At 69.5% G+C, this 11,944-nt stretch carries 11 protein-coding genes, 1 tRNA gene and 1 pseudogene; 5 read left to right on the plus strand and 8 right to left on the minus strand.

The features are described from left to right. Positions 1–18 precede the first annotated feature (18 nt). The 4 genes from ON31_RS11575 to ON31_RS11590 form a co-directional block, all read right to left on the minus strand. Positions 19–519, minus strand: a complete 501-nt coding sequence (locus ON31_RS11575; RefSeq protein ID WP_029929071.1) for a monooxygenase family protein — start codon at positions 517–519, stop codon at positions 19–21. A gap of 94 nt (positions 520–613) precedes the next feature. After that, positions 614–1,444 carry a glucose 1-dehydrogenase gene (locus tag ON31_RS11580; protein ID WP_039812908.1) on the minus strand — a complete coding sequence of 277 codons (831 nt, stop codon included), beginning with the start codon at positions 1,442–1,444 and terminating at the stop codon, positions 614–616. A 190-nt stretch (positions 1,445–1,634) separates the two neighbouring features. Next, positions 1,635–2,471 carry a helix-turn-helix transcriptional regulator gene (locus ON31_RS11585; protein WP_085996389.1) on the minus strand — a complete coding sequence of 279 codons (837 nt, stop codon included), beginning with the start codon at positions 2,469–2,471 and terminating at the stop codon, positions 1,635–1,637. Between the two features lie 51 nt (positions 2,472–2,522). Beyond that, positions 2,523–3,863 (minus strand): hypothetical protein, encoded by a 1,341-nt coding sequence (locus ON31_RS11590; RefSeq protein WP_147287205.1) that lies wholly within the window; start codon positions 3,861–3,863, stop codon positions 2,523–2,525. 357 nt (positions 3,864–4,220) lie between these two features. On the opposite strand from ON31_RS11590, the gene ON31_RS11595 reads away from it, so the two are divergent. Further along, the gene (locus ON31_RS11595) at positions 4,221–5,792 is read left to right on the plus strand and encodes a bifunctional phosphatase PAP2/diacylglycerol kinase family protein (RefSeq protein WP_051037111.1); all 1,572 of its coding nucleotides are present in this window, start codon (positions 4,221–4,223) and stop codon (positions 5,790–5,792) included. 37 nt (positions 5,793–5,829) lie between these two features. On the opposite strand, the gene ON31_RS11600 is transcribed toward ON31_RS11595, so the two are convergent. Together ON31_RS11600 and hutI are read right to left on the minus strand one after the other, a co-directional pair. Next, a complete protein-coding gene (locus tag ON31_RS11600; RefSeq protein ID WP_039812678.1) occupies positions 5,830–6,327 on the minus strand; it encodes a hypothetical protein in 498 nt (165 codons plus the stop codon). A 137-nt stretch (positions 6,328–6,464) separates the two neighbouring features. After that, a complete protein-coding gene (gene hutI, locus ON31_RS11605; protein WP_039812913.1) occupies positions 6,465–7,646 on the minus strand; it encodes an imidazolonepropionase in 1,182 nt (393 codons plus the stop codon). A 212-nt stretch (positions 7,647–7,858) separates the two neighbouring features. Here hutI and hutC point away from each other — a divergent pair, with 212 nt between their 5' ends. Continuing rightward, the gene (hutC, locus tag ON31_RS11610; RefSeq protein ID WP_039812680.1) at positions 7,859–8,632 is read left to right on the plus strand and encodes a histidine utilization transcriptional repressor HutC; all 774 of its coding nucleotides are present in this window, start codon (positions 7,859–7,861) and stop codon (positions 8,630–8,632) included. Between the two features lie 152 nt (positions 8,633–8,784). Here the strand turns inward: hutC and ON31_RS11615 are convergent, their stop codons facing one another. Then, on the minus strand, positions 8,785–9,243 hold the full coding sequence (locus ON31_RS11615) for an NUDIX domain-containing protein (protein WP_039812683.1): 459 nt from the start codon (positions 9,241–9,243) through the stop codon (positions 8,785–8,787). 88 nt (positions 9,244–9,331) lie between these two features. On the opposite strand from ON31_RS11615, the pseudogene ON31_RS35540 reads away from it, so the two are divergent. Continuing rightward, positions 9,332–9,511: pseudogene (locus ON31_RS35540) on the plus strand (site-specific integrase); the annotation flags it as partial. A 22-nt stretch (positions 9,512–9,533) separates the two neighbouring features. Here the strand turns inward: ON31_RS35540 and ON31_RS11625 are convergent. Next, positions 9,534–9,620: transfer RNA gene (locus tag ON31_RS11625), tRNA-Leu, on the minus strand. A 219-nt stretch (positions 9,621–9,839) separates the two neighbouring features. On the opposite strand from ON31_RS11625, the gene ON31_RS11630 reads away from it, so the two are divergent. After that, entirely contained in the window at positions 9,840–10,466 is a 627-nt protein-coding gene (locus ON31_RS11630) for an ANTAR domain-containing response regulator (RefSeq protein ID WP_029929050.1), read from the plus strand. Between the two features lie 214 nt (positions 10,467–10,680). Beyond that, positions 10,681–11,904, plus strand: coding sequence for a branched-chain amino acid ABC transporter substrate-binding protein (locus ON31_RS11635; protein ID WP_255222063.1), 1,224 nt, complete (start codon positions 10,681–10,683; stop codon positions 11,902–11,904). Positions 11,905–11,944 lie beyond the last annotated feature (40 nt).

Raw genomic sequence — 11,944 nt, forward strand, 5'->3', positions numbered from 1 at the left:
AATGGGCGCGGCGGGCGATCACCGATAGTAGCTGTCCTCGTCGACCACGGGCGCGACGGTGGGCTCGGCCGCCTGGACGCGCCCGCGCGTGGAGAACATGCGCCCGCGCGCGGGGACGGTGGGTGCGAAGCGCGCTAGCCCCGTCGCCGGGGTCATATCGTCGTACACCGAATCGATGCCCCCGCGCGCGAAATACGCCTCGTGCCAGAAGCCGGTCCCGCCGGAATCGCGCAGGAACCGCTGCCACCACTGCCGGTGCGGATCCGAGCGCGTCCACCGCTCCAGGCTCTCCAGATCCCGCCAGTACTGGCGCGCACCCCAGTGCGGCGGGAACAGCGACCAGACGATGTCCTCGTGGTGCAGCAGCCCGTCCGGCCGGTCCCGGTGCGAGCTGTACAGCTTCGGGCCCACCCCGAGCAGTCGCAGCATGCCCCGGGGCGTGCGCACGCGCATGCCGAGGTAGATCACCACCAGATCCGGATACTCCGACAGATCAACCGTCACCCTGTTGACACGCACGCGCGACCTCCGTGATGAGCCTTCTGCCCCGGGGATACGAGATAGGTGCCGAGGCGGTTCACCCTTGCGGTCATGTCCGCGCGGCCGCTGCGACTCACACCATGGCCGCCGGAATGACAGACGTCAGGCCGCCGTCGATCGACAGATCCTGGCCGTTGATGTAGGCGGCCTCGTCGGAACCGAGGAAGGCGACGGCCGCGGCGATCTCGTCGGGATCGCCGATCCGGCCCGCCGCGACCAGCGACGCGGCCGCCGCCTGCGCCTCCGGGGAGGCTTCGGCGCGGAACGCCGGGGTGTCGATGTACCCGGGGCTGATCGAGTTGACCCGGATCCCCCTGGGAGCCAGCTCCGCCGCGACGGTGCGGGCGAGGCTGTGGACCGCCGCCTTGGTGGCGGTGTAGAGGGCGGCGTCGGGTGCGCCGCGGTGCACGGCGAAGGAGGCGTTGATGACGACGGCGGCCCGATCGGACAGCAGCGGAAGCATCTGCTGCACCGTGAAGAACACCGATTTGAAGTTGATGTCGACCACGCGCGCGAACTCCGCCTCGGTGACCTCGTCGATGGCCTGGAACGCGCCGATGCCCGCATTGGCGAAGACGAGGTCCACGCGGCCGAAGCGCTCGCGGATGGTGGCGGCCAAGGCGGTGAGATCAGCGAGATCGGCGGCATCGCCGGGGATCCCGAGCACCCGCCCGGCACGTTCGAGGGCGTCATCCGGCAACTCGTCGCGCGCTTCGGCGGCGTGGCCCGCTCCTCGGCCGCCGAGTTCGGCGACGGCCGCGTCCAGGCGGGTCTGGTCGCGGCCGGTGATGATCACCCGCGCACCCTCGGCGAGCAGGCGGCGCGCGGTGGCCAGCCCCATCCCGCTGGTGCCGCCGGTAATGAGCGCGATCTTGCCGTCGTAGCGGAAACTGTTGTGCGTCATGGCTTCAGCGTGCTCGGCGGTGCTCGGCGGATACAGTGCGGAGTTATCGTAGGCGTGGCACCACCAGGCTGGCGGGCAGCGTGGGGTGCCGAACCACCTGCTGACGGACCGTCCCGCCCATCGACATCGCCGGGCCACCGTGTGCGTGGTCGGCGCTGCACAGCGGGCATTGCGACCACCGGCACCGGATCTACCGGTCGGCGAGGTGCGGGTGCAGTGTTTCCAGGCGCGCGGCGGTAGCGGTGCCCGGCCGCGGGTCATAGAGGATGAGCGACCAGTCCGGGCGGTCGGTGACGGTGAGCGTGGTGGCGTCGAAGAACAGGTCACCGGCCTCGGGATGCCGCAGGGCGTTCACGGCCTGCACCGGCACCCCGACCTCGTGCCGGTCCCAGAGTGTGGCGAATTCGGGGCTGGCCGTGCGTAATTCGGTGATCACCCGGTCGAAGGCGGGGTCGCCCGGGAAGTGCGCGGCGTCGGCGCGGTAGGCGGCCACCACGGCGGGCGCGGCATCGGCCCACACCTCGGGCAGGGCCCGATAGCGGGGGTTGGTGAAGAAGGTCCGCAGGCAATTGTGCGCTCGGTCGTCTAAACCGAACACCGTCCCGGCGGACTCGTTGTACGCCAGCACATTCCAGGTCCGGTCCCGCAGCACGGCGGGCCGCCACCCCCAGGCGTCGAGCAGCTGTCGCACCGCCGGGGTCAACGCACCCTCGGTGCGCCCGGCCGCCGGTGGCGGATTCAACCCCGCCAGCAGATACAGGTGCGCCCGCTCCACCTCGTTCAGCAGCAGCGCCCCGGCGATCGCGTCCAGCACCTCACCCGACACCGTGATATCCCGCCCCTGCTCGAGCCACGTATACCAGGACACCCCCACCCCGGCCCGCACCGCGACCTCCTCCCGCCGCAACCCCGGCGTCCGCCGCCGCCCTACCACCGGCATCCCGACATCACCGGGAGTCAACCGCTCCCGCCGACTCCGCAAGAATTCCCGCAGCTGTTCCCGCCGCCGCTCGGATGCACTGTCCACGGATGACGACAACGACGAAACCCCTCCACAGCATCCCGCTCGGCTCCACGGTCAGAGCCGGAACGACCCCGGCTCGGCACCGGCGCCCACTGATCCGTCCCCATGCTCCGGCGCGTCGCCGACCGATGCATGCGGCGGGAGCTCCGGTACCGACGGCGGTACAGCCGGGGGAGCAGCCGAAGCCAGCTCGGCGTCCGGTGCGTGCCGGGTCATGTCGGGCGCGCGGGTTTCCTGCGCTGTGGCGGCGAATGTGCGCGGCGAGTGGTCGGATACCGGGGGGAACGGTGTCCCCTCGGACTCGAATACGGGGCGGGTCGTCTCGGGCTCCGGCGTCGGCGGAGCCTGCCCGACCTCCGCCGAGTGCGATTGCGGCCCGGCGTCCGGAGTGCGCTCGGGCGAGTCCGCCTCGCGGACGGGCGGCCGGGACCCGGGAGTGCGCGGGGGCGGCAAGGACTCCGACACGTGTGCGGGGGAGCGCGGTGTGTGCTCGGACTCCGAGGGGGCCGGTACCGCCTCGGACTCCGGTGTGGGTCGGGTTGTTCGGGACTCTGGCGCTGGTGTGGGTCGGGTTGTTCGGGACTCCGGCTCCGGTGTGGGTGGAACTTGTCCGCTCGCGGTCGGGAGCGGTACCGGGTCCGCGTTCGCGGTGCGCTCGGGCGTCCCCGCCTCGGCGGCGGGCGGCTGTGGCCCGGCCGCCCGCGGGGTCGGGGACGACTCTGCCTCCTGCGCAAGGTTTTCGGGGACGGCGGGCGGGGCCTCGGGCTCGGAGGTCTCCGGCGTGACGGCGTCGTTCGCGGTGGCGGCCGCGTCCTCGGCCCGGCTGCGGGAGATCACCCCTTCCAGTTCCTCCACCAGGGTGATCAATTCGGCGCGCAGCCCAGCGACCTCGGCCGCGAGTTCGTCGCGGGCGGCCTCACGCTCGACGAGGTTGGCGCGCAGGGTGTCGATGGTGTCGTTCATGGCGGCCAGCTGGCGGTCGGCTCCGCGCAGCCGCCACTCCACGATCGCGTGGCGGCCCACCGCGCCGCTGGCGTTCTCCACCCACTCCACCACGTAGTCGAGCCACGCGGGCTGCTTGGGCATCTTCTCGTGCTCGTCCCAGCCCTTGCGCAGGGCGGGCTTGGGGGAGAGCACCCGCTCACCGGCCGCCCCCGCGACGGGCGTGTTCAGCTGCACGTGGCTGATCTTCCCGGCGCTGGTGACCACGACGGTGAGGCGGTAGCGCCCCACCAGGTGCATGCGCAGCTCCGCCGCCCCGCGCCCATCGGCGTCCATGGCCCCGAGCCACGGCCCGTCGGCCGCGTCGATGATCGACTCGAGTACCCCGAGTTGTCCGACGCCGCGCCGCAGCCGCGTCGCCCGCTTGCGTAGGTCCTCGACCGTGTCGGTCATCTGATCCCAGTGCATATCGCCTTTCGGTGTTCGACGGCTGTCCGGCTTCGGCCGCACCTCGAACGGCCGCCCGCGTGTGGCCGTGCCCTTTCCCGCCGAATATATCGGCGCGCGCCACCGCTCCCACGCAGGCGGCCGGGTGTCGGCGGCGGGCACCGCTGCGTTCACCCCTGCGCCTCGGTGGCGGGCGGACGCGCGCTCGGTCCAGCGGCGGCCCCGTTCGGCCGGGGTGAACCGATCGGGGTTCCACGGTGCCACCACGGCGGTGGCGCGGCGGCGCGTGGCCGAATACTGTTGTTGCAGGGGTGAATCCGCCCACCACGGTGTCGTGCCGGGGGAATCGGTAATGTCGAGCTGGTGAGTAGCTGGGTGCGTAGCAAATTCCGGAAGGTCGGCCGATTCGATCGAACGATCGAGGGTGCCGTGGCGCAGTTGCCCGCGTCGAGAATGGACAGCGGTTTGCTGCGACTGACCAACAGTGCCGACTACAGCATGCTGTGGTTGGGTATCGCGGCCCTGCTGGCAACACGCAAGGGCGCACCACGCCGTGCGGCCATGCGTGGCGTGGCCTCGGTGGCCGGGGCCAGTCTCACCGTCAACGTCGGGCTCAAGACGCTCATCGCCCGCCGCCGTCCGGCCGCCGAGGTGCTGCCGATGTACCGGCGGCTGGTGCCCGCGCCGACATCGTCGTCCTTTCCCTCCGGGCATGCCGCCTGCGCGGCGGCCTTCGCCACCGCCGTCGCACTGGAAAGTCCCCGCACCGCGCTGGCGGTCGCGCCGCTGGCCGCCACCGTCGCCTATTCGCGGGTGCACACCGGCGTGCACTGGGGCTCCGATGTGCTGGTCGGCGCGGCGGTCGGCTCCGGTATCGCGCTGGCCACCCGGCGCTGGTGGCCGGTGCGGGAATCCGACGAGGCGCTGGCCCGTCCGGTGCGGGAGGCCCCCGTGCTGGTGGAGGGCAAGGGCCTCGTCGTCATGGTGAACCCGGTCTCCGGCGACCCCGACTACGACCCGACCGACGACATTCGCGCCGCGCTGCCCGCCGCCACCGTCCTGCGCACCCAGCGCGACCTGGATGCCGCGGAACAGCTCACCCGCGCCATCGCCGACGCCGAGGCGCCGGTGCTGGCGGTGGGCGTCGCCGGTGGTGACGGCACGGTCGCCTCGGTGGCCGCCGTCGCGCTGCGCCACGAACTGCCGCTGGTGGTCATCCCCACCGGCACCCTCAATCACTTCGCCCGCGACCTCGGCGTGTACGACCTGCGCGAGGTCATCGACGCGACCGGGGTGGGTGAGGCGGTCGCCGTCGATATCGCCAGCGTCGAATACGAGGCCGAGGGCGAGACGCACACCCGCCATCTCATCAACACCTCGAGCATCGGCACCTATCCCGAACTGGTGCGGCTGCGTGAGCGCTGGCAGCACCGCTGGGGTAAGTGGCCCGCCTTCGCCGCCGCCCTGGTGGTGACGCTGCGTCGCGCCCAACCCATCGAGATCTGTCTGGACGGCCGCTGGCAGCGGGTGTGGTTCCTGTTCGTCGGCAACGGCCCGTATCACCCGCACGGCGCGGTGCCCGCCTTCCGCGACCGCCTCGATTCCGGACTGCTCGACGTGCGCTGGCTGCGCGCCGACCTGCGCTGGTCGCGGGCACGGGCGGTGGTGGCGCTGCTGCTGGGGGCCATCGGCCACAGTCGGGTCTACGGCGAACGCCAGTTGCCGGAGCTGCTGGTGCAGCTGCCCGCCCCGGAGGCCCTCGCCACCGACGGGGAGGTCATCGGTGATACCACCCACCTGCGCTACGCCATCGCCGGCGAGCTCGCCGTGTACCGTCGCGACGAATCGAATCCGTTGTGGGCCAACCGCTATCGCCCGCATCACCGCCGCGCGCCCTGGCTGCTCGACGCCTTCCGCCCGCGCCGTCCGAACTGAGCGCCGCCAGAGAGGTTCGGGCCGCCAGGGGGCGGGCTCAGCCGAACCAGATGCCGCGCGGCACCACCCGCACGAAGCTGGTCGCGCTGTCGGGGATCCTTCCCTCGGGGTCGCTGCATCCGATGGTCAGTTCACCGGGTGTCGCGCCGACCGTCCACAGCGGTACCCAGGTCGCGCCCTGTGCGCCCTGCTCGGGTTCGGCGTCGGCGGGCGGGGGCAGCAGTTCGATCTCCTCGCCGGATGCGCTGGTCGCGGTGCACCGCAGTGCGGACCGGTCCCACTCCTGGAGCCCCTTGATATCGAGGACGGCGTCGGCGGGCATGATCACGACCTTGGTCTGACCCAGCGGAATGCGTTCCGCACCGGTCGCTTCACCGGGATCCTCGTTGCCGGTGGCGGTCGGCCCTGTCGTGGTGGTTGTGGATGTCGTGCCGGTCGGCGAGGAGTTCGTCGTCGCGTCGTCGCTGGCGCAACCGGCTGCCGCGACGACGGGCAACAGGCTGGCGATCATGAGGGACTTCGAGGTCCGGCGCATCCATGCCTCCTGCTCGGGGTGGGGGATTCGTACGCATGGTTCCATCTCGCTCGGAATGGTTTCCGTTACCGGAAGTATTGATAGCTAATTCTCGGCGAATGCGGCCGTGGGTGGGCGACGTGAGCGGAGTCGACCGGTCACGCGGTGTGGCGTCCGACGAGATCGCCGTCCTTCCAGACCTCGCGCACCAGCGCCACCCCGGGCCGGTAGGCGAGGTGCAGATAGGACGGGGCATCGAGCGCGAGCGCATCGGCGCGGGCGCCGATGCTCAATCGTCCGATATCGGTGCGGCGCAGCGCCTTCGCGCCACCCAGGGTGGCCGCCCACACCGCCTCCTCGGGGCTCATCTTCATCTCCCGCACCGCGAGCGCGATACAGAACGGCAGGCTGGTGGTGTAGCTGGTGCCGGGATTGCAGTCCGCGCCCAGGGCCACCGTCACACCGGCGTCGAGTAGGGCGCGGGCGTCGGGGTAGGCGTTGCGGGTGCAGAAGTCGGCTCCCGGCAACAATGTCGCCACTGTCGAACTGCTCGCGAGCGCGTCGACATCCGCATCGGTCACATAGGTGACGTGGTCCACCGACGCGGCCCCCATCTCGACGGCCAGTCGCACTCCCGGTCCGGTGCCGAGTTGATTGCCGTGCACCCGCGGCACCAGCCCGTGCGCCACACCGGCCCGGAGCACCGCGCGGGACTGCTCCTCGTCGAATGCGCCGCGCTCACAGAACACGTCGATCCATGTGGCGTGCGGTGCAACGGTTTCGATCATCTCATCGCACACCATGGTGACGTAGTCGTCGGCCCGGCCCGCGTATTCCGGCGGTGGAACGTGGGCGGCGAGCAGGGTCACCTCCTCGGTGAACCGTCCCGCCACCAGTGCGCCGCGCAGTTCGTCACGGGTGGTCTGCCCGTACCCGGTCTTGCATTCGACGGTGGTGCTGCCCGAACGCAGTGCCTCGGCCATCAGTCGCCGCACCGTGTTCTCCAGCTGGGTGTCGTCGGCGGCGCGGGTGGCCTCGATGGTGGTGCGGATACCGCCCGCCGTGTACGGCGTCCCGGTCATGCGCGCCGCGAACTCCTCGGCCCGATCCCCGGCGAACACCAGGTGCGAGTGGCTCTCCACGAAGCCGGGCAGCAGCGCTCGCCCGCCGAGATCCATCCCGAGGTCGGCGGCGGGCGCGGCGGCGCTGTCGCCCACCCAGCGCACCCGCCCGTCGGCGAAGGCGATGGCCGCGTCGCGGCGCACCCCGAGTGGCCCCGCGCCGAGTTCCGGATCATTGGTGACGAGCGTCCCGATATTCGAGACGACGAACGATGCCACGGTGAATTCCTTTCCGCCTCGAGCGAGCTGCCCGCGCCGCGCTGCCCACGCCTCCGGTGTGGTCGAGCGTCCCATGCCGATCTCGCCGCCGTGGGCGATAGACACCTGCGACGCGCCGGAAGCGGTGCCGTCACCGTCCAGTTGTATATTCCTGTATATACAGCCGTCAAGGGCTGTGGTGTGGCCGGTAGGCTGCGGGGCCGGAGCAATGGATGGGCGAGGAGCGGTTGGGCGGTATGGCGGCGGTCGACGGCGAACTCGCCGCACTGTTCGAACAGTCGGGCGGCGAGGCCGTGCCCGCCTATGAGCGCGTCAAGAACCTGGTGTCCGCGCAGATCCGCTCGGGCCGCTGGGTGGAGGGAGATCAGGTGCCGTCGGAACATCAGCTCGTCGCCGCCACCGGCCTGTCCCGCATGACCGTCAACCGTGCCCTGCGCGAACTCGCCGCCGAGGGCCTGATCGTGCGTACGGCGGGAGTGGGCACCTTCGTCGGCGGCGCCAAGGCGTCCTCGCCTCTGTTCGAGGTCCGCAATATCGCCGACGACATCGCCAGACGCGGCCACCGCCACCACACCGAGGTGATCCTGGTCCGCGCCGAGACCATCGCCCCCGACCACACCCATCTGCGAGATTCCCTCGGTGCCACAGCGTTTCACTCCATCCTCGTCCACTACGAGGGCAGCACGCCGATCCAGCTGGAGGACCGCTACGTCAGCCCCACCGCCGCCCCCGACTACCTGGCCCAGGACTTCACCGCCATCACCCCCAACGACTACCTCAGCCGCGTGGCCCCGCTGATCCGCGGTGAACACATAGTCGAAGCCGTCCTGGCAACATCGGACGAATGCCGCCACCTCGATATCACCCCCACCGAACCCTGCCTGCTCATCCGCCGCCGCACCTGGTCCGCCACGGGCCTCGTAAGCGTCGCCCGCCTCCTCCACCCCGGCTCCCGCAACCGCCTCGAAGGGATATTCGGGCGCTGAGTCACCCTGAACTGGTTCGCTGCGCGGGAAGCCGTAGTGGCGCAGGGGTATTGCACATCTCGCTTCGGAGTGGGTTGCGGAAGCGATGAAATGAATTGGAAGTGTGGTGGCGTCGTGTGCCTTACCTGACCGTCGCGGGAGCAGGCCCCGTCTCATTCCCCATTCTCGAGATAGATCGGAAACCCGCCCGAGTCGATAACTCGAACCGTTGCTCTGATCCGCCGTACCAGCCGCGGCACCGTATATCGCTCCAGATCCGGCAGTCGCACGTAACGAGCCTCGGCCAACTCGCCATCGGGAAATCGCAACCGAGCGACATCCACACCATCGAGTTCGGGTGCCGCGAAGAGGAAGAGCAGCTTGTCGCCCGCCCTGTCCGGCGCCCAATCCACCGCCGCGAAACGCAAGTCGCGCACGGTGATTCCCAACTCCTCCCGGATTTCCCGGCGGCAGGCGTCCGCAGGAGACTCACCGATCTCGACATATCCACCGGGGATATCCCAGTGGTCCTTGTAAGTGGGCCGCACCAGCAGAACCGACGACTCCCGCACGATGATCGCCCCGGCGGCAACGCGCGGAGCCGCCAGGCGCGAAACCGGCTCGGTGCTCATACGTGGCGATGGTATCGGTGCCCCTCGGCACTCGATGTCCCCGGTTGATTGTCCTGACTGGTTGTTCGCATCTCGCCGCGGCATCGCCGCGATCGGTGCCGGAGCGAATATCGAAGTCGTGCAGCGGATGCTGGGGCACAAGACGCCCAAGCTGACCCTGGACCCGTACGGGCACCTGTTCTCGGACGATCTCGATGCGGTGGCCGATGCGATGGACGCCGCCGCGCGGACTGCTGCGGACCGCATGAGAACGGGGCCGTTCCGCTGATCTCGGAAACGGCCCCTGACCTTGGTGCCGAGTGTGGGACTCGAACCCACACGTCCTTTCGGACAACGGTTTTTGAGACCGTCGCGTCTGCCAGTTCCGCCAACCCGGCGCACCGGGTGAAAACTATAGCGGGTGATCTGGCTGGGGACCTAACCACGCCGGGGATCGGGGGGTGACGTTGTGATACTGGTCGGTTTGCGCTGGGTAGATGGGTTGTGGGCGGAGGTGGACGGTAGTCTTTGGGTTACTCGGATGCGTGCCGGTCGGCGAGGGTGGCGTCGGACGAGCAGCGTCGGTGTTGGTTATCGGAAGCGACAGGGGTCTATCTATGGGAACGACAGCAGGGGGCGCGGGCGCGAAGAAGGACTCCGCGCCGTCCGCCCCCAAGCGGGTGGTGGTCGCCGAGGACGAGGCCCTCATCCGGATGGATCTCGTCGAGATGCTCTCCGAGGAGGGCTATAACGTCGTCGGTGAGGCCGGTGACGGCCAGCAGGCGGTCGACCTGGCCGAGGAACTGCGTCCCGATCTGGTGATCATGGACGTCAAGATGCCGCGGCGGGACGGGATCGATGCCGCCGCCGAGATCGCCTCGAAACGCGTTGCCCCCGTGGTGATTCTGACCGCGTTCAGCCAGCGTGACCTGGTGGAGCGGGCACGGGACGCCGGTGCGATGGCGTACCTGGTCAAGCCGTTCACGAAGTCGGATCTGGTGCCCGCCATCGAGTTGGCCGCCAGCCGCTTCCACGAGATCACGGCCCTCGAGGGGGAGGTCGCCAATCTCGCGGACCGGCTCGAGACCCGCAAGTTGGTGGAGCGTGCCAAGGGTGTGCTCATGCAGACGCAGGGGCTATCGGAACCGCAGGCATTCAAGTGGATACAGCGCACGGCCATGGACCGACGCACCACCATGAAGGCGGTCGCCGAAGTGGTGCTGGAGAATCTCGCACCCAAGTAATAGTTAACCGCTATGTTGCCGGGGCGGACCGTAGATCCTTAACGCCCTGGCAACACGGGCGGGAAAATAGTTTGTCTCGATGTCACACGACTGATGCGAATGTGATGCGCAGCTAACGCGGCGGGGCTATGTTCTGACCGGGCCGACATGATGAGGGCGGCCCCCTCGGCGAGCCGGGGAGTACAGAACATAGAGGTGAATCGTGCTTGGTTCAATGACGCGCACGTCTTCCCTGCGGCGCGGGCGCATGGCACGCGCGGTGGTCATCGGGGCGGCAGCGGCGCTCGCGCTGGCGGGATGCGGCAGCAAATCGACCGACAGCGGTACCGAGGGCGGCGGGCTCAGTATCCAGCCGCTGGTTCAGGTCGACCTGGACGGCAATGAGGTGGCCGCCGCCGATTCCAAGGCCGCGGCCGACCCGGCCGGTGACGGCAATGCCAAGTGCGCCCCGCAGTCCATTGCCATGGCGGGCCCGCTGACCGGCCCCAACGCCAATCTCGGCCTGAATATCGTCCGTGGCGCGAAGCTGGCCATCGACGAGTTCAACAAGGCCAATTCCGACTGCCAGGTGACGCTGAAGGAATTCGACACCGAGGGCAATCCGCAGAAGGCCACCCAGGTCATCCCGACGATCATCAACGACCCGTCGATCGTCGGTCTGCTCGGCCCGACCTTCTCCGGTGAGACCAAGGCGACCGGTCAGGTGCTCAGCGATGCCGGACTGCTGGCGCTCTCCCCGTCGGCCACCAATGTCGATCTCACCAAGAACGGCTGGAAGACCTTCTTCCGCGGCCTCGGCAATGACGGCATCCAGGGCCCGGCGGTCGCCAACTACCTGCTGCAGACCGGCAAGTACAAGAAGATCTGCGTCGTCGCGGACAACACCGACTACGGTGTCGGCCTGGCCCGGACCTTGACCGAGACCCTGGGTTCGGTCGCCGATCCGAGCTGCGCGGTCAATGTCAAGGAAGGTGACAAGGACTTCTCCGCCGCGGTGTCGAAGTTGTCGTCCGCCGCGCCGGACGCCATCTACTACGCGGGCTACTACGCCGAGGCGGCCCCGTTCGTGCAGCAGCTGCGCTCGGGCGGGGTGACGGCCGAATTCATCTCCGACGACGGCGCCAAGGACGTGGAGTTCGTGCGCCAGGCCGGTGACGCCGCCGAGGGCGCGCTCATCTCCTGCCCGTGCGGTCCCTCGCCGGACGAGTTCACCCAGGCGTACAAGGACCTCAACGGCTACGACCCGGGCGCCTACTCCACCGAGGGCTACGACCTGACCACGATCATGCTGAAGGGCATCGTCGCCGGCAAGGTGACCCGCGCCGACATGGTCGAGTACGTGCGCACCTACCAGGGGCAGGGCCTGGCCCGCGAGTACAAGTGGGGCCCGACCGGTGAACTGGAGAAGGCACTGATCTGGATGTACGAGGTCAAGTAGCAGCACCGATTCGAAACAGCGTGTGCCGGAATCACGGGCC

This window comes from Nocardia otitidiscaviarum NBRC 14405 (assembly GCF_000308635.1).
GTDB lineage: Bacteria > Actinomycetota > Actinomycetes > Mycobacteriales > Mycobacteriaceae > Nocardia > Nocardia otitidiscaviarum.

Bases quoted from the DNA above. Each gene is read 5' to 3' on its own strand.
- ON31_RS11580 (WP_039812908.1), bottom strand. From the start codon at position 1,444: ATGACGCACAACAGTTTCCGCTACGACGGCAAGATCGCGCTCATTACC.
- ON31_RS11590 (WP_147287205.1), bottom strand. From the start codon at position 3,863: ATGACCGACACGGTCGAGGACCTACGCAAGCGGGCGACGCGGCTGCGG.
- ON31_RS11600 (WP_039812678.1), bottom strand. From the start codon at position 6,327: ATGCGCCGGACCTCGAAGTCCCTCATGATCGCCAGCCTGTTGCCCGTC.
- hutC (WP_039812680.1), top strand. From the start codon at position 7,859: ATGGGCGAGGAGCGGTTGGGCGGTATGGCGGCGGTCGACGGCGAACTC.
- ON31_RS11615 (WP_039812683.1), bottom strand. From the start codon at position 9,243: ATGAGCACCGAGCCGGTTTCGCGCCTGGCGGCTCCGCGCGTTGCCGCC.
- ON31_RS11630 (WP_029929050.1), top strand. From the start codon at position 9,840: ATGGGAACGACAGCAGGGGGCGCGGGCGCGAAGAAGGACTCCGCGCCG.
- ON31_RS11635 (WP_255222063.1), top strand. From the start codon at position 10,681: ATGACGCGCACGTCTTCCCTGCGGCGCGGGCGCATGGCACGCGCGGTG.